Source organism: Bradyrhizobium sp. AUGA SZCCT0176 (genome assembly GCF_018130145.1).
Lineage (GTDB): Bacteria > Pseudomonadota > Alphaproteobacteria > Rhizobiales > Xanthobacteraceae > Bradyrhizobium.
The window spans coordinates 453,686-476,660 of record NZ_JAFCMB010000001.1 but is presented as its reverse complement, the minus strand read 5'-3'; the positions used below and the strand labels follow the sequence as shown (position 1 = coordinate 476,660).

Sequence of the window (22,975 nt, the reverse complement as noted above, 5' to 3'; positions counted from 1 at the left end):
CGCGACTAGACTTCAGCAACCGCGCCATCGGCGCGAGCTTCTATCGCCGCTGCGCGGGTCAGGCGTCGGCAAATACCGGAGATACCCATGTTTGGAACGACGCGCGGGATGCTGGTCCCGGCACGGAAACATCTGTTTGCGGTCACCCTTGCGGTGTTCGCCAGCGTGCCGGTGGCTGCCAGCGCCGACCCCACGATGGTCAATGTCCGCACCGTGCCGCGCCTGGAAGGCGCCGTGGATGGCCGTCCGGAAACTTTTACAGTGAACTACTACGTTCCGGGCACCGTCGCAGCCACCACCCTCGCGACGAAGAAATTACTGGCCGCAGACGGCTGGGTGCAATACGTGCGCCCGTTCGAAAACGTCAGGAGCACGTTGAACTTCAAGAGGGGTCCGCACGGACTTAACGTGTCTTTCAGGCAAATCCAGCCCAATCAATCCGAGGTGAATTACGGCGCGGACAGGATCTATGCGAACGTGCCGTTTCCGGACGATGCGACCGACATCATATTCAACGAGCGCCGGCCCTATCTTGGCTGCACGACCGCTGCGAGCGTCGAGACCAGCCTGGAGTTCTTCCGCAAGGAACTGATCGCGGCCGGCTGGTCGCCATTGTCGGCGGCGGACGCAGCGGCGCGTTATCCCGGCGCCACGATCGATGCATCGATCAGCAACGGCGCACGCGCCTTCTACAGCTTTCCAAAACGTGACGGCTACCAGCAGCAGCCGATCATGCTGACGCTGCAGCGTCGCGATGACGGCAAGACCAGTGTCGACGTCCGGATTGCGCCCTTCGCGCATCCGCAGAGCCTTGAGCTTGCGCGCGAAACCGCCGGCCTGCCGGTACCGAACCAGACAGCGGGCTTCGGAAGCGAGGGCGATTCGAGTTCGAACTCGCGCAAGGTACACGGCGCCGTTCAGGCTGAGTTGCCGGTGGTACTCGCATTCTTCCGCCGCGAACTAGGGGTGCGGAACTGCAAAGAGGAAACCCGCGGCGCCGTTGAGACGCCGGACCAGATCGTCCTCAACTTCTCGTCTCCCGATCAAACCGCCACGCTCAGGCTCAAGCCCCAATACGATCTGACGATCATCAACCTCACCACGCAGGTGACCGAAGCCGGCATGGCGGCACGCGCCAAGGCCAAGAAAGAAGCCGACGCGAAGTTTTTCAGCGATGCGGCGGCAATGGCAAAGGAAATCATCGCGGCCGACGAAGTGCGGCGGGTGGAACAGGCCGCCAAGATGTCAGATGCGCCGCTGCGGCCGCTGGCCGACAATTCGAAGCCCGTGCCGCTGCCGGAGAATGCCGAAGAGGTGCAGTTCGAAGGCGCCAAAGGCCGGCTCGATTTCTATTCCCCCTCAAGCGTGAGAGCGGTCGCGGCGTTCTACCGTGGCGCGCTGCAGGCCCAGGGCTGGAAAGAACGGCCCTCGGTCATCAACAATCCCCGCATGGTCGTGATGGACTTTTCCAAAGGCGGCAAGGCGATGTCGTTCACCGTCATGCAGATGGGTCCGAGGTCGAAGATCAGCGCCGATGGATCGGCTCTGGTGACGGCCGATGCCAAGATGGCGGCCAAGCCCGGCGCGGCAGGCGATCAGGCCTCCAGCGGCGCAGCCGCCAAGGCGACGGTGCAGGTTCTCGAAGTTGACCCCGAAACCGATGCCGACGCGCCGTTTCCGATGCCCAAGCAGCGTGGTTCGACTGTCTCCCGCGGAAGCGGAAAGCTGCCGGGCAGCAACGTTCCATTCCGCAGGGAACTCGAAATCAGCGTTCCCGCGGATCTCGCTTCCGTGCTCGCCTTCTATCGTACCGAGCTCGGCAAACGCGGCTGGAAGGAATCCGCGGAGCGCGCCGTCATGCAGGCAGACCGCGTGCAACTGGCATTTGCTTCGCCTGATGGGCCTGCACAGCTGAAACTCGGCCGAGCTAAGGACGAGACCACCGTCAGCCTCGCACAAAAGTACACTGATGTCGCCGCGAAGGCTGACGTGATCCCGAAACCGGGTCAGGCCAGGCTGGTGTTCGGCAACATGGGCGGCAGCGAGGCTGCCGTCACCATCAACAAGCAGACGATCAAGCTCGCTGCCGGCGCCGGCGGGCCGCAATCGCAGAAGCCTCCGATGCTCGACCTGCCGCCGGGCAAATACACCTATTCGGTGAAGGTCGCGGGCCGTCCGGCACGAAACGATACCGTCGAGGTCACCGCTGATGACGCCTGGGGCCTGATCATCGCGCCGAGCGGCGAGGCATTGTCGCTGCAGATGTATTGACACGATCGCTCTGGAGAAGCCCAGAGAAGACCAAGGGCGGCGTGCTCGCGGGCGCTTGCGTCCCGAGCACGCGGCCGATGACGGACAAGATCAGGTAGCCGAGCCCTTCCCGGTGAGGGGAATCGGTTCTCCGGCAACGAACCCGCCTGTTGCGCCGTTCTCCAGCAGATCCGTTGCAGCCTGCTATTTCCTGCCGCGACCACGTCTCAAAAACAGGCACTTCGAGGCGCGGAATCATCCCCCGAATCCGCCTTTTCAGAGGCCGCCGAATCGCCCTTTGAGCGCCTTGAAAGAGCGTCAAAAAGCACTATTTATTCAATAGCTTGCGGAAGGAGACTTTGCGCTAGGCGCATGGCCTCTTTCATGGCACAAATAGATCCATCAGCGCCTCATATTGCGCAGCTGATTCGGGACACCTCGAAGGCCTTACATGACAGAACCTGCCCGGCAGTCACCTGCCGACACTGAGCATCCCATTCCGATTGAATATGGCGCGGAATCGATCCGGGTGTTGAAGGGCCTCGACGCCGTGCGCAAGCGGCCGGGCATGTATATCGGCGACACCGATGACGGATCCGGCCTGCATCACATGGTGTACGAGGTCGTCGACAATGCGATCGACGAGGCGCTTGCTGGTCACGCCACGGCGGTCGAAGTCGTGCTCAATGCCGACGGCTCGGTGACGGTGCGCGACGACGGCCGCGGCATTCCGGTCGACATCCACAAGGGCGAAGGCATTTCCGCGGCCGAGGTCATCATGACCCAGCTGCACGCCGGCGGAAAATTCGACCAGAACTCCTACAAGGTCTCCGGCGGACTGCACGGCGTCGGCGTCTCCGTCGTCAACGCGCTGTCGAGCAAGCTGCAGCTTCGGGTCTGGCGCGACGGCAAGGAGCATTACATCGAGTTCGCCCACGGCGATTCCGTTGCCCCGCTCAAGGTGGTGGGTGAAGCCAGTGGCAAGCGCGGCACCGAGGTGACGTTCTTTGCGTCGACCGAAACCTTCACCAATGTCGAGTATGATTTCGCGACGCTGGAGCATCGCCTGCGCGAGCTCGCGTTCCTGAATTCCGGCGTCAATATCGTGCTGTCAGACATGCGCCACGCGGTCGAGAAGCGCGAGGTGATGCAATATGCCGGCGGCGTCGAGGAATTCGTCAAATATCTCGACCGCAACAAGAAGGCGATCGTGCCCGCGGCGATCATGGTGCGCGCGGAATTGAACGACATCGGCGTCGAGGCCGCCCTGTGGTGGAACGACAGCTACCACGAGAACGTGCTGTGCTTCACCAACAACATCCCGCAGCGTGACGGCGGCACCCATCTGGCCGGCTTCCGCGGCGCGCTGACGCGCCAGGTCAACGGCTATGCCGAGGCCAACGCGAAAAAGGAAAAAATCGCGCTGACCGGCGACGATTGCCGCGAAGGCCTCACCGCGGTGCTTTCGGTCAAGGTGCCGGACCCGAAATTCTCGTCGCAGACCAAGGACAAGCTGGTCTCCTCGGAAGTGCGCCCGGTGGTCGAGAACGTGCTCAACGAAGCGCTGGCGGCGTGGTTCGAGGAACACCCGTCCGAGGCCAAGGTCATCGTCGGCAAGGTGATCCAGGCCGCCGCCGCGCGCGAAGCCGCCCGCAAGGCGCGCGAACTGACCCGGAAGAGTCCGCTTGGCAGTTCTTCGCTGCCCGGCAAGCTCTCCGACTGCCAGGAACGGGACCCCGCCAAGTCCGAACTGTTCATCGTCGAGGGTGACTCCGCAGGCGGCAGCGCCAAGATGGGCCGCAACCGCGAATTCCAGGCGGTGTTGCCGCTACGTGGAAAGATTCTCAACGTCGAGCGCGTTCGCATGGACAAGATGCTGTCCAGCGAACAGATCGGCACGCTGATCGCAGCGCTCGGCACCGGCATCAGCGACGATTTCAGCGCCGACAAGCTGCGCTACCACAAGATCATCCTGATGACGGACGCCGACGTCGACGGCTCGCATATCCGCACGCTGCTTCTGACGTTCTTCTATCGCCAGATGCGCGAATTGATCGACCGCGGCCATCTCTTCATCGCCCAGCCGCCGCTCTACAAGGTAACGCGCGGCAAGTCCGAGCAATACCTGAAGGACGAGCGCGCGCTGGAGGATTACCTGATCGCAACCGGCCTCGACGATTGCGTCTTCAAGCCGGCCACCGGCTCGGAGCGCGCCGGCCGTGATCTGCTGCAACTGGTGGAGGACGCCCGCATCATCCGCGGCATCCTGCACAATCTGCACAGCCGCTATAACCGCATGGTGGTCGAGCAGGCCGCGATCGCCGGCGTCTTGAGCCCGAAGATCACAAGCGACATCGACACCGCCAATGCCGCCGCTGATTACATCGCCAAGCGGCTCGATGCACTGACCGACGAAGTCGAGCGCGGCTGGAGCGGACGCTTCACGGAGGGTGAAGGGTTCCTGTTCGAACGCACCGTCCGCGGCGTCAAGGATGCCGCCATTATCGACGACGCGCTGCTCGGCTCCGCCGACGCCCGCAAGCTCGACGATTACGCGGCGAAGCTGCAGGAGGCCTATCCGAAGCCGGGCCTGTTGCGCCGCAAGGACGCCGAGATCGCGATTCACGGGCCGATCAGCCTGTTCGACGCGGTGACCGACGCCGGCCGCAAGGGCGTGGCGCTGCAGCGCTACAAAGGTCTCGGCGAGATGAATCCGGAGCAGCTCTGGGAAACCACGCTCGATAAAAACGAGCGCTCGCTGCTGCAGGTGAAGATCAAGGAGGTCGACGAGGCCGACGACATCTTCACCAAGCTGATGGGCGACGTGGTCGAGCCGCGCCGCGAATTCATCCAGGATAACTCGCTCAGCGCCAATGTCGACGTGTGATGCACGGAGTTTCAGTGGCGCCCATCCAATACATCGTTGAAGGCGGCCACCGGCTTGCGGGCACGATCGAGCCGTCGGGCAACAAGAATGCCGCGCTGCCGATCATCGCGGCGGCGCTGCTGACCGACCATCCGGTCACGCTGGAGAACGTTCCCCGGATTCGCGATACCGAGACGCTGGTCGAGTTGATCCGCTCGGTCGGCGCCTCGGCCGAATGGGTACAGCGCAACACGCTGAAAATCCACGCCAAGGAAATTCGCGCCGCCGATCTCGATCCCGAGCTCTGCGCGCGCATCCGCGCCTCGATCCTGCTGGCGGGCCCGCTGCTCGCCCGTTGCGGCGAGGTGGCGCTGCCGCCGCCCGGCGGCGACGTCATCGGCCGCCGCCGCCTCGATACGCATTTTCTGGCCTTCGAACAGCTTGGCGCCACCGTCACGGCGACGCACCGGCTGGAGTTCCGCGCCTCGCGGCTGAAGGGCGCCGACGTCTTCCTCGACGAGCCCAGCGTCACCGCGACCGAAAACGCGCTGGTCGCCGCGGTCGCCGCCCACGGCACGACGCACCTGCGCAACGCCGCCTCCGAGCCGCATGTGCAGGACCTCGCCAACTTCCTGGTGGCGCTCGGGGCGAAGATCGAGGGCATCGGCACCAACACCATCATCATCCACGGACCGGCGACGCTGGGCGGGACCAGCTACGCGATCCAGCCCGACCACATCGAGGTCGGCTCGCTGATCGGGCTCGCCGCCGTGACCCGCTCGCCGCTGCGCATCGCGCGCGCCGGTGTCGAGCATCTGCGCTCGGTCCGGATGGGCTTTGAGCGGCTCGGCATCGTCTGCGGCGTCGAAGGCGACGATCTCGTGGTGCCGTCCGGCCAGACCATGAAGATCCAGGATGATTTCGGCGGTCATGTGCCGAAGCTCGAAGACCAGCCATGGCCGGCATTTCCCGCCGACCTGATGTCGATCGCCATCGTCACCGCAACGCAATGCGACGGCGTGATCCTGATGTTCGAAAAGATGTTCGAATCGCGGATGTTCTTCGTCGACAAGCTGATCTCGATGGGCGCCCGGATCGTGCTGTGCGACCCGCACCGGGCCATCGTGGCGGGCCCGAGCCGATTGCGCGGGGCGTTGATGACGTCGCCCGATATCCGCGCCGGCATGGCGATGCTGCTGGCCGCCGTGGCCGCGGAAGGCACCTCGACAATCAACAACGCCGACCAGATCGAACGCGGCTATGAGCGGATCGAGGAACGGCTCAATGCACTCGGCGCCAGGATTACGCGGGTGCCGGCGCGAGACGGCGGCTAGAGCGTTTTCAAGCGAAGCGGACGCCGGTTCGCATAGCAATCAAGTTTACGCAGATTGCGTAGACTTATCTGCGTAGAAAACGCGTCAAACCAAAATCTACCGCAAGCCACCGTCACTTTTTCGGCCCGTCGCCGTGTTAGTCCTACTCCATGACCTCGCTCGACAAAATCGACGCACACGCAGTCGCGCCTGCCCCGGCGGCGCGGGCGCGCGGCCATCTGGCTGAGGAGTTCGCCGAAACACTGAAGCTCGCGGTGCCTCTGGCGCTGACGCAGCTCGGGCAGATCGCAATGATGACGACCGATCTGGCGTTCATCGGCCGGCTCGGCGGTGAAGCGGTCGCCGCGGCTGCCCTCGCGCATACGGTCTTCTTCGTGATCTTCACGTTCGGCCTTGGCCTCGTGTCTGCCGTGGCGCCGCTGGCGGCGCAGGCTTTCGGCGCGCGCGACCCGCGCATGGTGCGGCGCGCGCTGCGCGTCGGCCTGTGGGCGGCGGTGTTGATCTCGGCGCCGCTGATGATCCTGCCGTTCCGCGGCGAGGCGATCCTGATCGCGCTCGGCCAGGCGCCGGCTGCCGCAAAGCTTGCGCAACAATATCTGTTCGGCCTCGCCTGGGGCATCCTGCCGGCGCTGTGGTTTATCGCGATACGCGGCTTCATGAGCGCCGTGAACCGGCCCGAGCCGGTGCTGTGGATCACGCTGGCCGCGATCCCGGCCAATGCGCTGCTGGTCTATCCGCTGCTCTACGGAAAATGGGGCCTGCCTGAGCTTGGGCTGTTCGGCGCGGGCCTTGCGACCAGCATCGTCAATCTCGGAACGTTCCTCGCCGGGCTGTGGTTCACCGCGCGCCGCCGGCCGTTCCGCAAATATCACGTGCTTGGCCGCATCTGGCGGATCGACTGGCCGTTGATGGGCAAGCTCGTCGTCATCGGCGCGCCGATCTCGATGGCGTTTATGCTCGAATACGGATTGTTCGGCGCGGCCGGCCTGCTGATGGGCCTGATCAGCACCACCGCGCTCGCCGCGCACCAGATCGCCCTGCAGATCGCGGCCATCCTCTACATGGTGCCGTTCGGGATCAGCATGGCGGCGACCGTCCGGGTCGGGCATGCGGTCGGGCGCCGCGACCGCGACGCCGTCAGGCGCGCCGGCTATGTCGCGATCCTGCTCGGGACGGTGTTCATGGCGACGATGACGCTTGCCGTGATCCTGGGACGGTTCACGATCGCCGAACTGTTCCTCGGCGAAGCCGTCGACGCCACGGCGACGCTGACGGCAACGCTGCTGCTGGTCGGAACCACCTTTTTCATCACCGACGGTATTCAGACCGTCGCCAACGGCGCGCTGCGCGGGATGAACGACACGCGCATACCCCTGTTGTTCGCGACCTTCAGCTACTGGCTGGTCGGCTTTACCTGCGCCTGGGCGCTCGGATTTCGGACATCGCTTGGCGCCGGTGGCGTCTGGGTCGGATTGTCCGTCGGCACCGTCGTGTTTGCTATTCTGCTGATCTTGCGCTTCCGCCTGCTCTCGAACAGGCTGGCGCTGCAATGACCGTTCACGAAGTCACACCCGCGATTGACCCGAACACGCTGCTGCCCGGCGCGCAGTTTGCCGACGCCTACCGCGTTGAAGTCGAAGATCGCGCCCTCAATGCGCGGCAGGCGGCCGAGCGCATGATGGCGCGGCAGCCGGGATGGGCCGAAGCGCTGCTGACCCTGCGCAACATTCTGGTGACGCCGTTTGGCCTCAAGACGTCAGGCGCCAGTTCTAAACCCAGAGAGATGGTCGGAATATTCCCGATCGTGAGCGAGCAGCCCGACCGCTTGGTCGCCGGCTTCAACGACAAACATCTGGATTTCCGCATCGTCGTCGACGTCGCGACTTCAGGTGCCGCCCGGGAGGTCACCGCAACCACGCTGGTGCTGACGCACAACTGGCTGGGGCGGACCTATCTGGCCGTCATCATGCCGTTTCACCGGCTGATCGTCCGCAGCCTGCTGCGTCAGGTTGCGGCCTGAATCGGGCCGATCCGCGGGCCTCCGTAGGCCCGTTTTCCGTCGTGAACCTGTTGTTCCGAGCATGCGACTGAAACGTTAAGTCCGTGACTGACGGCCGCGGTCGCACGACCCTTTTGCGTTAGCGGCAGGCTCCTACACGCAGCCTCGCGCCCGCGTGTTCGGAGACCCTCATGAAGCTGGCAAAATTCTTCCACCGTCCGCCGGGCGATGATGACCGAGGACTGCTGTTCATCCCGGGCGACGAGCCGACAGTTGTCGGCAAGTATATGAACGAGGCGCCGGGCGCGCGGAAAAAAGACGAGTTCCTGCGCAAGGAATATTCCAAACCCAAGACCGCCGTCGCCACGTTCCGCCGGCAAGTCGCCGAACTCACCGCAGCCGGGTATATCGAAACCACGCACACGGATTACATGCTGCGGAATCTGCTGCCGGATCCGCAGCCCAAGCCCGACTGGCAAAAGGGCCTCGACGATCTGATGCTGGCCGCGCTGGGCGAACCGCTCGACGAGCAGGCCAAATACCTTGCCGCGCTTCAGGATACGCCCGCGGCAAGCCAGCCGCTCTATCTCTGGCTCGCCGCCCATCACTTCTATGCCGACGATCAGGACAGCAACGAAATCATTGCGCTTGCCGAACGCGGCCGCGACACCATCGCCGCCCACCGCGCCGCCAAGACGCCGCATTATTTCTGGTCGATGGAGGATCGCGACCTCGAGGCTCGAATATTGGAGGTTCTGAGCTGGGCGCATCTGCGCGCCGATAACCCAAAGGCCGCGCTGGAGGCGATCGAAGAGGCCTGTCGGATCGACGCAAGCCAGGACCGCGGCGCGCAGCTCGCGACGATTCTGGTCGAGCACTTTCCGGAGCGGCAGGACGAGGCTTTCGATGACGCCTTCAAGTACCACGAGTTTGGCGGCTACGAAGACATCATCGCGCTGCCGGCCTATGCCGACTATGTCGCACGGAGAAAGCGCAAATCGAAATCCGACAAGGGCTGGCGTTGGCACACCAGGAAGCCGGCAAGCGAAAGCGACGTGCTGCAGGCCGAGCAAGCGCTCGGCGCCACACTGCCGAGGGATTATAGGGAGTTCCTCACGACATACGGGTCGACCGAATTGCAGGTCCGGCTGCCGGACGAGTCGGCCGAACTGTGCTTCTACCGGCCGACGGAACTGGCGACCCAGCGCAACAATCTGTTCAACTACATCACGCGCTTCGAGAAGGATCCGGAAAAAGTCGACGCTTACTTCCGCGAGCAGTACGGCGTGGCCGCGCGCGATCTGTTGCCGGTCGCCGCGCCCTCGCAGCACAGCCGCTGCCTGGTGATCAATCTTGGGCAGGGCGAACGCTTTGGCTGGTGTTTTGAGTGGGACCATGACGGCAGTTGGGAACTCACACAGGCCGCGCCCAGCTTCGAAGCCGCATTGAAGGCGCTGACCGACGGCATCGCGAAACGCGATGCCACCGTTCTCAACTTTCTGGGCGTGTATCTCGATTAGGGTCGGTGGCCACATCCTTCGAGACGCCGCTCCGCGGCTCCTCAGGATGAGGGTCTAGCAATTCAGGATGGCGTCTTAGACCCTCATGGTGAGGAGCGCGGCAAGGCCGCGCGTCTCGAACCACGAGGCCCGTCAACGACGCGACATTGGTCTAGCTTTCGATTCCGGTTGCCTTCACGGGCGACTTTTCCGACCACTCCGCGACGCAGCGATCGAGATCGCCGATGTTTTGGCGCATCTGTTCCAGCGAAAATCCGAGCGCGAAGAAGCGCTCGGCGGCATCGCCCGGCAGGCCGCGGATCAGGCCGTCGCGGCGGACCGAGGCGACTTCCTCCGCGTAGCCCTGCAGCGCGAATTGCACGGGGTCGATCACCGGCGGGCTGGCGCCGCTGCGCAATGCGGCCGCCGACGCGCGCAGATGGGCGTCAATCGCCTCGCGCACGCCGGACAAGGGCGTATCCAGCCGCGCCTGCACATTCGCAGGCAATGCCACCAAACACTCCCGTCCGATCATCACGACGTCATGACGCAGCCGCAGGATGGTCCGCAGCAGTGGGCCGGTGTCCGGTCCCGATGACAAACGCGCCGCGCGCTCGCGCTCGGCTTCCTGGCCCATTGCATGCAAGGCCGTCACCGCAGCACCGATGCCGTCCTGGATCCGGTGCGCCGCGTCGTTGTCGAGGCCATGCGTCAGGCCAACCAGCAATTGCGAGAACGCGCCCGCGATCAGTTCGATCAAGCGCGCCGCATTGGCGCGGATCTGACGATGCGCCCGCGACGGCAATACCAAAAAGGAAGCGGCTAGCCCGGTGGACGCACCGACGGTGACCTCGATCAGACGATCGATCACGGAATCCAGCGGACTGGTGTGGTGCATCTCCGGGATCAGCAATACGATCACACCTGTCACGGTGGCCGCGGTCAGGCTGGGGTTGATCGATCCGAGATAGGCCAACGGCGCCACTGTCAGCACCAGCAACGCCAGCAGGGCCGCTTCGCTCGAATGCGGAATCAGCACCGCAAGCGCTCCGCCATAGATCGCGCCGCCGATCGTTCCCAGCATATAGTCCGTGGTCGCCTTCAGCGACCGGCCGACGCTCATCTGGGTGACGATGAGGGAGGTGAGAACAGCCCATAGCGGCAGCGTCAGATGCAAGGCGTTTGCGATGGTGTAGGCGACAACCGCCGCCACCGTCACCCTGACGGCGAGCGCCAGCTGCGTCCTGCGCGACCGCAAACGACCGGCCACGCGCTTCAGAAAGCCGGCCATGCGCCCCATTCCGCAACCTGCAGGCGATCCTGCCTGTAAATGAGCTTTAGCATAGCTGATGCCCGCGACCCGGAGACGGCTTGAAAGGTGGATTCAGCCCGCCTACCCTGCGGGCCAAAACGAGGAAACACGATGGCCAACGAAACCGCAACGCTCGCCTCCTATGTCGCCAACCTGAAATTCGAGGATATTCCGCCGGAGGTATTGGCGCGCGCCAAGGTGCTGACGCTCGATTTCCTCGGCAGCACGATCCGGGCGCGGCGCGATGCGGAATCCACCGCCTCGCTGCTCAAGATGCTGGAAGCCTTGGCGCTGGACGGCAAGGGCGAATCCACCGTGTTCGGCGATGCTAAGACCTGGACGCCCGCGGTCGCCGCTTTGCTCAACGGCGCGCTCGGCCATTCGCTGGATTTTGACGATACCCACGCGGATTCCTCGCTGCATCCGAGCGCGCCCGTGGTGCCGGCGGCATTCGCGGTCGGCGAGATGGTCGGCGCATCGGGCCGCGACGTGCTCACCGCCATCGTCGCAGGCTATGAAGTGTGCTGCCGGCTCGGCAACGCGCTCGACCCCACCTCGCATTATGCGCGCGGCTTCCATCCGACCGCGACCGCAGGAACCTATGGCGCAGCCGCCGCCGCCGGCAAACTGTTCGGCCTGTCAAAGGACCAGATCATCTCGGCCTTTGGCGTCTCCGGCAGCCAGGCCGCAGGCTCGCTGCAATTCCTGGTCAATGGCGCCTGGAACAAACGCTATCAGGTCGGCGCCGCCGCGATGAACGGCGTGATCGCGGCGACCCTGGCACGCAACGATTTTGTCGGTTCGAGCGAGTCGGTCGAAGGCAAGCACGGGCTGCTCGTCGGCTACAGCGACAACGCGCATCCGGACAAGGCGACCGCCGGTCTCGGCAAGACCTATGAGACGCTCAGGATCGGCGTAAAGCCCTATCCGAGCTGCCGCTACACCCACGCGGCCCTCGATGCGCTGATCGCGATGCGCCGGGAGCACAATCTGACGCCGGACCAGATCAAGCGCGTCGAGATCGGCTTGCACCGCAACGGCATCACGCTGACCGGCGATGCCGCCACCAAGCGTCACCCGACCTCGATCGTCGGCGGGCAGTTCTCGATGTTCTTCACCGGCGCGCTGGCGCTCGACCAGGGCCGTTTCGGCTGGGACGATTACGAACGGCTCGGCGACGCCGCCGTCAACGCGCTCGCCGACAAGTTCGACGTGGTGCAGGACGATCGCCTCGAGATCGGCCGCACCCATCCCTTTGGCGCGCGCGTCTCCATCACCACCGATGACGCCGTGCATGAGCGGCTCTATGCCGATCCCTCCGGCGAGCCGGATTCATTCCCCGACGCGCAGGCGATGCAGCAGAAATTCCTCACCCTCGCCCGCCCGGTGCTGAACGGCCGCGCCGACCAGCTTGCGGACGCGATCCTCTCGCTCGAGCGATTCGATCGCGTCGCGAAGGCCACGCAGCTGGGAAGGCAGTAGGGCCGCTTCTTTCCTCGCCCCGCTTGCGGGGAGAGGTCGGATTGCGAAGCAATCCGGGTGAGGGGGTACAGGTCTATCGATAGAGCTCACTCGCGGATGGAGCCCCTCACCCCAACCCTCTCCCCGTGAAGGACGGGGAGAGGGAGAAGCTGGCGCTGCCTCATGACGCATTCAATTACCGCGCGCCAACTTCGCCTTGTCGCCCGCCGCCGCGACGACGTCCGCCACCAGCCTGAACACCCCATCCGCCTCCGGCGGCCCGTTCGGCGAGCGGCCGAGCCGTACGATGACGAGCTTTTCGCTGGGGATGATGATCACGTATTGCCCCATCGTGCCCTTGGCGAAGAACGCATCGCGCGGCCAGCCGTGCTGGCTGCGATAGTTGGCGCCAAAACTGTCGCCGAGATTGGTCCAGAAGCCGGCGCCCATTCCGACCCAGGCATTTGATGTCGGCAAGGCCGAATATTTCACCCATCCCTCGGGCAGGATGCGCTTGCCGCCGGCTACGCCGTCATTGAGGTAGAGCTGGCCGAAGCGCGCCCAGTCGCGCGCGGTCGCAAGCATCTGGCTCGATCCCTCCGCATTGCCTGCGGCGTCGAACTCGATGGTGACGTTGCGCATGCCCAGCGGTGCGAACAATTCAGCGCGCGCGAACCGCAGCATATCCGCCGCTTTCCCGCCCGCCGCTTCGCGGACCACGCGCGAGAGGATGACGGTGTTGCCGTCATTGTAATTCCAGTGGCTGCCGGGCGGCGTCTCGAGTGGGACGCTCTCGGCATATCCGGCCATATCTGATTCCATGAATTTCATCCGGTTGACCGGCTCGAACACCGAACCGAACGAGGCCTGCAGCGAACTGCCGAGCGCCAGCCCTGCGGTGTGACGCAGCAGATGATCCACCGTGATCGCACGCCTGGGATCATTGGCGCCTTGCCACGCCGCGATCGGCGCCGGCTGATCGAGCGTCAGCGCGCCCTTGCGCACGAGGATGCCGGTCAGCGCCGACATCACCGACTTGGTCGCAGAGAAGCCGAGGATCGGCGTGTCGATGCCGTAACCTTCGGCATAACGCTCGGCGACGACGCGGCCGTCCCTGAGCACCACAATCGCCTTGGTCGCACGCTTCGGCGGCTGCTCAGGCTCGGCAAAGGCGCGATCGAGCGCGGCGGCCAGTTGGGGATTCGCGCTCGCGACCACCGAAGGCCATGCGATGTCGGGCAATAGCGCCTGTGATGATTTGACATCGTCTGATGGCACCGCGATTTCGGCGACCGTACCGCCGTGATCGAGATAGCAGCCCAAACCTTCGCGATAGACCGCGTGGCTGCGGCCGAGGCCGAGCAACGTCACCGTCGTTTCCTTCCGCGCTCGATCGACGCGATAGTCCATCGCCCAGGTGATCAGGCTGACGCCGGGCATCGCGGCCGTGGTTTCCCGAAAGATCCGGTCCGGCTGCTGGCCGGACACAAACGTTTCCGAACAGAGGATGTTGGCGACAAAGCCGGTGGCAATTTTGGGGACATCGCGTGCCCGCGCCGCGGAGAGCGCCAGCGCGCCGAGCGCGGTGGTGGTCGCGAGGATGAGCAGCAGGTTTCGTCTGAACACATTGGCCTCCGGCATGACGCATGAGCGCGTGCCGGGCATGTTGGCGAAGGGGCTGCTGGCTGCTCGCCGGATTTGAAAATCGGACTGGCCGAAACTGACGGGCGCCTCGCCGATTTCGGAATTATGTAGAACTTACAACAATTTATGGATCACGCCGCCGAAGCGTTTTGCCGCCTATACTCGGTCGGGGTCACGCCGGTGATGGCCTTGAAGGCACGGTTGAACGGACCGAGCGACTGGAAGCCGGCATCCATGGCAATAGTAATGACAGGGACTTCAAGCTGCGTCGGGTCTGACAGCGCGGCCTTGGCCTCCTCGATGCGGTGGTTGTTGAGGAAGACATTGAAGTTGCGGTAGCCGAGCCGCTGGTTGATCAGCCGCCGCAATCTGTACTCGGGTATTCCAAGTTTGGTCGCAAGCGTGCCGATCGTGATGTTGTCGTGGCGGTAGATGCGCTCATCGGCCATCAGGCGCATCAGCGCATCGACCAGCTTTTGGTCGTGCGCATCCTCCGCCGCGGCCGTCTGAGCCGGCGCAAACGTAACCGGTGCGACTGGAGATGCCACGGGAAACAGATCGGCACCGTCCACGCGCATCATCGCGTAGCAGATCGCCGCCACCACGCCGGCCAGAACGGCTGAGTTCACCGTGTTGACGACCTCGCTACCGGGCAAAAATATCTGCAGCACCGCGTTCATGCCGCCATACAGCGCGGCCGCGCCGATGATGAAGCCGCGAACGCCACGCCGGCGCTCGACCAGATCCGCGGGCCATGAGGCGATCGTCTGAACCACCGCCAATGCAATGAATCCGAGCGCCACCAGATTGACCGCGACGATGGCAACCCGCGCACTGAATGCCGGTCCGGTCCACATGCAATTGACGAAGCTGAACGCGGTGACCGCGACCCATATCAGCACATGCCACCAGCGCAATCTGAACGCCTCGTCGAACAGCGCGCGGGTAAACAGCCAGAACACCACGACATTGCCGGTCGACAGCGCAATCAACGGCGCATACGGAAGGGAGACCGGCGACGTCCAGCCGATCGAATAGCTCACGGCGTGCGCGGCCGATCCCAGGGCAAACGCCGCTGCCAGCCGCCCCGCGAGCACGGTGCCGAACCCGCGAAACAGCGATGCCGCGAGCACCAGCAGCAGCGCCACAATGGCGCCGCGCAAGGCGATGTCGATTGTGGAAAGCAGCATCGATCGGTCCAGAAGCGCGATCAGCCGCGCCCGCTGATTTTAGTGCAGATCGATGAACGATTCAATTTTGGTCCGCCCAGAATTTACGCGACGTCACCCATATGTCGACAGGCTTGCCGAGCAAGTCACCTTCGCGATCGTTCCTGGCCCCCAATTTTCGCGCCACCGCTTGTGACGGCGCGTTGTCGCTCCTGATGCAATGGATGATCTCCTCGATCTCGAAGGTCGCAAACACCCAGTCGATCGACGCCCGCGCCGCTTCCACCGCATAGCCCTTGCCGCGGCATTCGCAGGCGATGCCCCAGCCGACCTCAAGGCCTGGCCAACCCGGCGGCGACCATGGTCCCACGCGCCCGATATATCGGCCGCTCGACCTCTCCTCGACCGCGAACATGCCGAAGCCATACAACGCCCAGTGCCCGGAAATAACGGCGGCGTTGCGCCATCCGTTGATCTCTGACGTGACCGGCTTGCCGTCGGGGGCGATGTAGCGTGCGGTACCGGGATCGGACAGCATCGCCGTATTCGCGGCGATATCGCTGCTGCGCCATGGCCGCAGGATCAGCCGCGCGGTCTCGATCACCGGACCGTCGGTCTGCAACAGTTTCGCACCCGGCTTGAGCGGAGGGATCATCGGTTCCTCAATACGTGTTTGGACGCAACCCTGCCATTGTTGCTAAGGTCGCCACAGATGCAAAGGAGCTTCTCATGAGCTGGCAACCCTCCAACGATCCCGTGCTCGGCGATCCCAAGACCTGCGACGCGCTTGAACTCATCATCGTGCCGCGCACCCGTGATCTCGGCGATGGATTCGTGGTTCGGCGCGCATTGCCGCACGGCAAGCGGCAGATGGTCGGCCCCTTCATCTTCTTCGATCATTTCGGCCCGATGCAGTTCATCGCCGGCAACGGCATGGACGTACGCCCGCATCCGCATATCGGGCTTGCCACCGTCACCTACCTGTTTGACGGCAGCATCATGCACCGCGACAGCGAGGGCAACATTCAGGAGATCCAGCCCGGCGCGATGAATCTGATGACCGCCGGCCGCGGCATCGCCCATTCCGAACGCACGCCCGACGTGCAGCGCCGCGACGGCCAGAAGATGCTGGGCCTGCAAAGCTGGATCGCACTGCCGGCAGGCTCGGAGGAAATCGCGCCATCGTTCCAGCACTACTCCGCCGAAAGCCTGCCGACCGTGAACGACGGTGGTTTTACCGCCCGCATCATCGCCGGCAGCGGCTTTGGCGTGAAATCGCCGGTCACGATGGTATCGCCCTGGTTCTATACCGAGGTGACGGCCACCGCCGGCACCAGCGTGCCGCTCGATCCTGACCACGAGGAGCGCGCGATCTATGTGGTGGACGGCGAAGTCGAGATCGCGAACGAGCGCTACGAGGCGCCGCGCCTGTTGATCTTCCGGCCCGGCGACCGCATCACCGTGAAGGCGATCAAGCCGACCCGGATGATGTTCCTCGGCGGGGACGCGCTGGAGGGCCCGCGCCATATCTGGTGGAATTTCGTTTCTTCCAGCAAGGAGCGGATCGAACAGGCCAAACAGGACTGGAAAACCGGCCGTTTTGCCCATGTTCCCCAGGAACACGAGTTCATTCCGCTGCCGGAGTGAGCTATCCCTCGGCTACCAAAGCTCCGCTACCCGCGCTTCACCCGCGGGCGCGCCTCTTGAAAGCATGACACCATGAACGCGATGCTCGCCAGCGATTTGCCCCTGCCACGGATCGGGCGCGGCAAGGTCCGCGATATCTATGCCGTCGGCGACGACCGCGTGCTGCTGCTGACCACCGACCGCATCAGCGCGTTCGACGTCGTGATGGCCGAAACCATCCCGATGAAGGGCGCGGTGCTGACCCAGATCAGCGCATGGTGGTTCAGGCAGCTCGCGGACGTCGTGCCGCATCACATGATCAGCGCGGATGCCGACGAGATCATCGCGCAGGTGCCGGCGCTGAAGGCACACCGCGCCGACATCGCAGGACGCGCGATGCTCTGCCGGCGCACTACCGTCTTCCCGGTTGAATGCGTGATCCGCGGCTACATCTCGGGATCGGCCTGGAAGGAATATGCCGCATCGGGCACGCTGGCCGGCGAGAAGCTCGCGGCGGGTCTGGTCGAAAGCGAGAAGCTGGAGCCTTCGATTTTCAGCCCGGCGACCAAGGCCGAGACCGGCCATGACGAGAACATCACGGTCGCGCGCGTCCGCGAGATTTTGGGCGCCGACGTCGCGCAGACGCTGGAGGGCATGGCCCGCACCGTCTATGATTTCGGCGAGAAGGTCAGCCGCAAGCAGGGCATCATCATCGCCGACACCAAATTCGAGTTCGGCCGCGACGGTGACGGCCGCATCATCCTGATCGACGAAGTGATGACTCCAGACAGTTCGCGGTTCTGGGCGGTCGACGTCTACAAGCCGGGCCAGCCGCAGCCGAGCTTCGACAAGCAGCCGCTGCGCGATTACCTCGACGCCGAACGCCGCGCCGGCCGCTGGAACGGCGACGCGCCGCCTCCCCCGCTCCCGGCGAGCGTGGTCGACGCCACCAGCAAGCGCTATCTGGAAGCGTATCGACGCGTGACGGGAGCGGAACTCAAGATATGATGACTTCTCGTAGGGTGGGCAAAGCGCAGCGTGCCCACCATTTCTGATAACCGATAGATGGTGGGCACGGCGCAAGCGCGCCTTTGCCCACCCTACGCAGCTGAAGATCGGCTAGACACCACCCGATCCGACACGACGAAATGATCCTCCGCATGATTGAGGATGAATATGACCGGAGCAGGCGATCAACCCGTCGTAGCAGGACAGACGATTGGCCAATTGGCTCTCGTGGTGCGCGATTACGACGAAGCAATTGCCTTCTATGTCGATGTACTCGGATTTGCCCTGATCGAAGACAGGGTGATTCCCGCGCAAGGTAAGCGCTGGGTTGTCGTGGCCCCGCGGGGTTCGACCGGATCACGCCTGCTGCTTGCGCGGGCCGTAGATGACGTGCAGGCGTCTCGTATTGGAAATCAAACCGGAGGCCGCGTATTTCTGTTCCTCCACACCGACGATTTCTGGCGCGACTTTCGCGCTTACACGTCCAAAGGTGTCATCTTTGTCCGGGAGCCAAAGGTAGAGAGCTACGGCACGGTTGCCGTCTTCGAAGATCTCTATGGCAACCTGTGGGATCTACTTCAACCTAACGCGGGAGCGCAGACATGACCGAGACCGATAGCGTGCTTGTCGAACGCGATGGGCCGGTGACCATCGTTTCCATCAACCGTCCGCATTGCCGCAACGCCGTCGACGGCGCGACCGCGCGCAAACTCTACGATGCGTTTCTGGCGTTCGACGCCGATGAAGCAGCATCTGTTGCGGTGTTCACCGGCACCGGCGGTTATTTCTGCGCCGGCGCCGACCTCAAGGCGGTGGCGGCGGGCGATCCCAACAAGAAGCGCGAGATCGGCGGCCATGACTCGATTGCGCCGATGGGGCCGAGCCGGTTGCGGCTGTCAAAACCCGTGATCGCCGCGGTCGAGGGATTTGCCGTCGCCGGCGGCATGGAACTGGCGCTCTGGGCGGACATGCGGGTCGTCGCCGAGGACGCCACCTTCGGCATCTTCTGCCGCAGGTTTGGCGTACCCCTGATCGATCTCGGCACCATCCGCCTGCCGCGGCTGATCGGCCATTCCCAGGCCATCGACCTGATCCTGACCGGGCGCCCGGTCGGCGGGCCGGAGGCGTTGCGCATGGGCCTTGCCAATCGTCTGGTCCGAAGAGGCGAAGCCGTTGCACAGGCCATTGCGCTGGCCAGGGAAATCGCGGCCTTCCCGCAGACCTGCATGCGCGCCGACCGGCTGTCGGCGCTGCGGCAATGGGATCTCGCTGAGGAAGACGCCATCGCCAACGAAATGCGCGGCGGACTGAAGGTGATCGCCTCGGGCGAGACACTCTCAGGCGCTGCACGATTTGCGTCCGGCGTCGGCCGCCATGGCGCGTTTGGTGGAGATATCGTGGGGAACGGCTGACGGCACCGTCACACGTCCCCTGTCATAAGAATAACGTTGTGATCTCTGTCTGCGGTCTCTACCACTGGCAGGGGTGCCGGGGGCAAGTGGGGCGTGGTCAGTCGATCTCTCAAAGGCGAGCCGGAGTTAATTCGGAAGGCCCTCAATGACATTCTCGGCGGCAGCGCCGCCAGTGTCCTGACGATTACATTTGGCCTGTCGTACTCGCTTCTGATTTTTACCGGGCCCTTGGCGCCATATCTGTCCTACGGCCTCGCCGCGACCTTCATCTCCTCGGCCATCCTCGCCGCTGTCATCGCGTGGGGAAGCTCATTCCCGTTCGCCATTGCGGCGCCCGAGAGTTCCACGGCGGCGATGACCGGAATATTGGCAGCGTCGCTGGTCGAGCACGTTGTCGCCAGCGATCCCTCCGCATCGTTGCTCGCCCCGGCGCTAATGACGCTTGGGCTTTCGGCCATCGTCACCGGCATCGTGCTGTGCGGCTTCGGGGTGACGCGAATGGGCCGCGCGATCCGTTATGTGCCCTATCCCGTCGTGGGCGGGTTCCTCGGCGCCACCGCCTGTTTGATCCTTTTGGGCGCGGTCCGCGTCATCACCGGCCATCGCCTTCAACTGACGACGCTAGATCAGTTCGCCAACATCCTGACCCTGTCCGAATTGGCGGCGGCCTGCGCCATGGCGCTGGCCTTGTATCTGACCTGGCATCGCACGCGCACCTCGTTTGGCCTACCCGCCATGCTGGTCGGGGGCGTGGTCGTTGGACATATCGCTTTCTGGCTGGCGGGATTCACGTCAGCAGAAGCGCAGGCCTCGGGATGGACATTTCAGCCACCCCCTAGCGTCAGCATCATGCTGCCGTGGAACACGGCCGATATGGCCCGCTATCCCTGGCATGCCGTGCCGGATCTGCTCGGCAATCTGGTCGCCGTCATTTTCGTCACGGCGTCGAGTACGCTGTTCAACACCGCAGGCATCGAGGTTGTCGCGCACCGCGAAGCCAATCTCGAGCGGGAATTGAACGTCACGGGCCTGGCCAACATCCTGTCCGGCGCGTTCGGCGGCTATACCGGCTGCATCTCGGTCAGCCGCACCATCCTCAACTTCAGCAGCGGCGGGACCGGCCGGCTCGCCGGCCTGACGGTGGCCGCGATCTCGGTTCTGATGCTGGCGGTTGCTCCGATGCTGCTCGGCTATATGCCGAAATTCGTGCTCGGGGGTCTGCTGATCTATCTGGGCGCCGATCAGCTGCACAAATGGATCATCGAATCGCGGCGGCGCCTGACCAAGACCGAATATGTCTCCCTGCTGGCGATCATCGTCATCATCCTGCAATGGGGTTTTGTCGCGGGCGTGCTGATCGGCGTCGTGATCGGCTGCGCGACATTCGCGTTCACGGCCGCGCGGATCGATCCAATCAAATTCAGCTTTGACGGCTCCGAATATCGCAGTTCGCTGGATCGTTCGCGCGACGACCAGACGGTTCTGACGGCCCATGGCGGACAAATCCAGGGCCTTAATCTGCAAAGCTATCTGTTCTTCGGTTCCGCCAACCGGCTTTACCAGCACGTCAAGGCGCTGCTCGCGCAGCGTCCGGAATGCCGCTATCTGGTGTTCGACTTCAAGCTGGTCACCGGATTCGATTCATCGGCGGCCTACAGTTTTGCCCAGATCAAGCGCAGCGCCGACGAGCGTCACATCGAACTGGTGCTGGTTCATTTGCCTAAGCTCGCCGAGAAGGCGCTGCGGTCCAGCGGTTTCATCTCCGGCCGGGTTCGTATCGTGCCGGAGCTCGATCATGCGCTGGAGCAATGCGAGAACGAGATCATCGCGAAGCATCAGGGGCACGAGCAGGAGGAGGCCAATCTGCGTGACTGGTTCACGCAGATTCTCGGAACCCCGCGCGACGCCGTGGCGCTGATGCATCGCTGCGAGCGTGTCGAGATCGACGCCGGAGAGATCATTGTCAGCGCCGGCGACGTCGCCGATTCCATGCATTTCATCCTGGACGGCCGCGTTGGCATCATGGTGCCCGCTGACGAAGGCCGCACCACGCGGGTACGAAGCCTCGGCCGCTACACGACGATCGGCGAAATGGGCCTGGTGTCGCAGGCGCAACGCAGCGCGACGATTCAAGCCGAGGTCGCAAGTATTCTGTACGTCCTCAGTGCGCATCAGTTTGAAGCGCTCAAGATCGACGATCCCTCGCTCAGCCAGAAGCTGCTGACCTATTTCGTATCGGTTATGGCCGAACGACTTACTTTTGCCAATCGCACCATTGCAGTGTTACGGCGATAGAACGCTGCTTTTTGAGCTTCCTCCTCCCGGGTTAGAGCACATGACCGCACAGGCTGACGCGAAGACATTTTCGACCACCAACTTTCGCCTGCAAAGCGGCATCGTGATCCCAGAGGTGACGATCGCCTATGCGACGCTCGGCATGCTGGCGCCCGATCGCAGCAATGCTGTGCTGATCACACATGGCAACACCAGCGGCCCGCACATCATCGATCCCGGCGGCACGACGGGCGAAGGCAGCTGGAGTGAGATCGTCGGCCCCGGCAAGGCCGTCGATACCAACCGCTATTTTGCGATCTGCCCGAACATGCTGGGCTCGTCCTACGGATCGACCAATGCTGGGAGTATCGACCCCGCAACCGGCAAACCTTACGGGCCGCGATTCCCTGATATCAATGTCAGCGACATCGTCGGCACGCAGCGGCTGCTGCTCGATCATCTCGGCATCGACAGACTGGTTGCGATCGTCGGCCCGTCCTATGGCGGCTTCCAGGCGCTGCAATGGGCCGTCAACTATCCCGACGCGATGAAGGGGATCGCCGCCGTCGTCACCTCGCCAGTGGTGCCCCGCGAACGATCCGAGGGGAATGTCGCGCGCCTGCTCGGAGCGCTGTCGAAGGACCCGAACTGGAACGGCGGCGATTATTATGATCGCGGCGGCGTGCGGGAGACCATGACCGATATCCGCATGGCGACGCTGAAGACCTACGGCATCGAGGCCCGCCTGAAAGCGACGATGTCGGATCCCGCGGAGATCGAGGCCGCGATCCGCGACGAGGCGGCGCGCTGGGCAGAGGGATTCGATGCCAATTCGCTGATCATTCTTGCCAAAGCGCTGCGCGGCTTCGACGTGACGGGACAATTCGGCCAGATCAAATCGAAGGTACTGTTCGTGCTGTCGCGGACCGACAAATTGTTTCCGCCTGACATCGCGCCCGGCGTGATGCAGGGACTGAAGGCCGCCGGTGTCGATGCCGATTATTTCCTGCTCGACAGCGAACTCGGCCACTCCGCCTCCGGCCTCGACGCCCACAAATGGGCGCCGCGGCTGAAGCAGTTTATGGATGGGCTCTGAACGTCACGTATCTAACCACCGTCGT

17 protein-coding genes are annotated in these 22,975 nt (G+C 63.9%); 13 read left to right on the top strand and 4 right to left on the bottom strand.

The annotated features are described in order from the left end of the window. Window positions 1–87: 87 nt before the first annotated feature. The 6 genes from JQ600_RS02260 to JQ600_RS02235 all read left to right on the top strand — a co-directional run bounded on the left by JQ600_RS02260 (window position 88) and on the right by JQ600_RS02235 (window position 9,969). The gene (locus tag JQ600_RS02260; protein WP_212386356.1) at window positions 88–2,271 is read left to right on the top strand and encodes a hypothetical protein; all 2,184 of its coding nucleotides are present in this window, start codon (window positions 88–90) and stop codon (window positions 2,269–2,271) included. A gap of 430 nt (window positions 2,272–2,701) precedes the next feature. Next, the gene (gene gyrB / locus JQ600_RS02255) at window positions 2,702–5,137 is read left to right on the top strand and encodes a DNA topoisomerase (ATP-hydrolyzing) subunit B (protein WP_212263216.1); all 2,436 of its coding nucleotides are present in this window, start codon (window positions 2,702–2,704) and stop codon (window positions 5,135–5,137) included. 14 nt (window positions 5,138–5,151) lie between these two features. After that, window positions 5,152–6,450, top strand: coding sequence for a UDP-N-acetylglucosamine 1-carboxyvinyltransferase (gene murA / locus JQ600_RS02250; RefSeq protein ID WP_192736310.1), 1,299 nt, complete (start codon window positions 5,152–5,154; stop codon window positions 6,448–6,450). A gap of 149 nt (window positions 6,451–6,599) precedes the next feature. Beyond that, the gene (locus JQ600_RS02245) at window positions 6,600–8,003 is read left to right on the top strand and encodes an MATE family efflux transporter (RefSeq protein ID WP_212386355.1); all 1,404 of its coding nucleotides are present in this window, start codon (window positions 6,600–6,602) and stop codon (window positions 8,001–8,003) included. Continuing rightward, window positions 8,000–8,470 carry a DUF2867 domain-containing protein gene (locus JQ600_RS02240; protein ID WP_212489647.1) on the top strand — a complete coding sequence of 157 codons (471 nt, stop codon included), beginning with the start codon at window positions 8,000–8,002 and terminating at the stop codon, window positions 8,468–8,470. The genes JQ600_RS02245 and JQ600_RS02240 overlap by 4 nt, the downstream gene beginning before the upstream one ends. A 170-nt stretch (window positions 8,471–8,640) precedes the next feature. Then, window positions 8,641–9,969, top strand: a complete 1,329-nt coding sequence (locus JQ600_RS02235; protein ID WP_212386354.1) for an SMI1/KNR4 family protein — start codon at window positions 8,641–8,643, stop codon at window positions 9,967–9,969. 151 nt (window positions 9,970–10,120) lie between these two features. On the opposite strand, the gene JQ600_RS02230 is transcribed toward JQ600_RS02235, so the two are convergent. Beyond that, entirely contained in the window at window positions 10,121–11,239 is a 1,119-nt protein-coding gene (locus tag JQ600_RS02230) for an FUSC family protein (RefSeq protein ID WP_212386353.1), read from the bottom strand. A gap of 132 nt (window positions 11,240–11,371) precedes the next feature. Between JQ600_RS02230 and JQ600_RS02225 the strand changes: the two genes are divergently transcribed. Continuing rightward, on the top strand, window positions 11,372–12,742 hold the full coding sequence (locus JQ600_RS02225) for an MmgE/PrpD family protein (protein WP_212386352.1): 1,371 nt from the start codon (window positions 11,372–11,374) through the stop codon (window positions 12,740–12,742). 171 nt (window positions 12,743–12,913) lie between these two features. Here JQ600_RS02225 and JQ600_RS02220 read toward each other — a convergent pair whose 3' ends face one another. The 3 genes from JQ600_RS02220 to JQ600_RS02210 all read right to left on the bottom strand — a co-directional run bounded on the left by JQ600_RS02220 (window position 12,914) and on the right by JQ600_RS02210 (window position 16,189). Further along, window positions 12,914–14,347 carry a serine hydrolase gene (locus tag JQ600_RS02220; protein ID WP_212386351.1) on the bottom strand — a complete coding sequence of 478 codons (1,434 nt, stop codon included), beginning with the start codon at window positions 14,345–14,347 and terminating at the stop codon, window positions 12,914–12,916. A 149-nt stretch (window positions 14,348–14,496) separates the two neighbouring features. Next, entirely contained in the window at window positions 14,497–15,555 is a 1,059-nt protein-coding gene (locus tag JQ600_RS02215; RefSeq protein WP_212386350.1) for a helix-turn-helix domain-containing protein, read from the bottom strand. A gap of 61 nt (window positions 15,556–15,616) precedes the next feature. After that, the gene (locus JQ600_RS02210; RefSeq protein WP_212386349.1) at window positions 15,617–16,189 is read right to left on the bottom strand and encodes a GNAT family N-acetyltransferase; all 573 of its coding nucleotides are present in this window, start codon (window positions 16,187–16,189) and stop codon (window positions 15,617–15,619) included. 74 nt (window positions 16,190–16,263) lie between these two features. Here JQ600_RS02210 and JQ600_RS02205 point away from each other — a divergent pair, with 74 nt between their 5' ends. From JQ600_RS02205 to JQ600_RS02180, 6 genes are all read left to right on the top strand, one after another. Beyond that, on the top strand, window positions 16,264–17,181 hold the full coding sequence (locus JQ600_RS02205) for a pirin family protein (RefSeq protein ID WP_212386348.1): 918 nt from the start codon (window positions 16,264–16,266) through the stop codon (window positions 17,179–17,181). 72 nt (window positions 17,182–17,253) lie between these two features. Continuing rightward, on the top strand, window positions 17,254–18,168 hold the full coding sequence (locus JQ600_RS02200) for a phosphoribosylaminoimidazolesuccinocarboxamide synthase (protein WP_192736300.1): 915 nt from the start codon (window positions 17,254–17,256) through the stop codon (window positions 18,166–18,168). A gap of 162 nt (window positions 18,169–18,330) precedes the next feature. Continuing rightward, window positions 18,331–18,774, top strand: coding sequence for a VOC family protein (locus JQ600_RS02195; RefSeq protein WP_249135643.1), 444 nt, complete (start codon window positions 18,331–18,333; stop codon window positions 18,772–18,774). Further along, window positions 18,771–19,580, top strand: a complete 810-nt coding sequence (locus tag JQ600_RS02190) for a crotonase/enoyl-CoA hydratase family protein (protein ID WP_212263227.1) — start codon at window positions 18,771–18,773, stop codon at window positions 19,578–19,580. Before JQ600_RS02195 ends, JQ600_RS02190 begins: the two co-directional genes overlap by 4 nt. Window positions 19,581–19,673: 93 nt before the next feature. After that, window positions 19,674–21,875, top strand: coding sequence for an SLC26A/SulP transporter family protein (locus tag JQ600_RS02185; RefSeq protein WP_212386347.1), 2,202 nt, complete (start codon window positions 19,674–19,676; stop codon window positions 21,873–21,875). Window positions 21,876–21,915: 40 nt separating this feature from the next. Beyond that, window positions 21,916–22,950: an alpha/beta fold hydrolase gene (locus JQ600_RS02180; protein ID WP_212386346.1), complete on the top strand. Its 1,035-nt coding sequence runs from the start codon at window positions 21,916–21,918 to the stop codon at window positions 22,948–22,950. Window positions 22,951–22,975 lie beyond the last annotated feature (25 nt).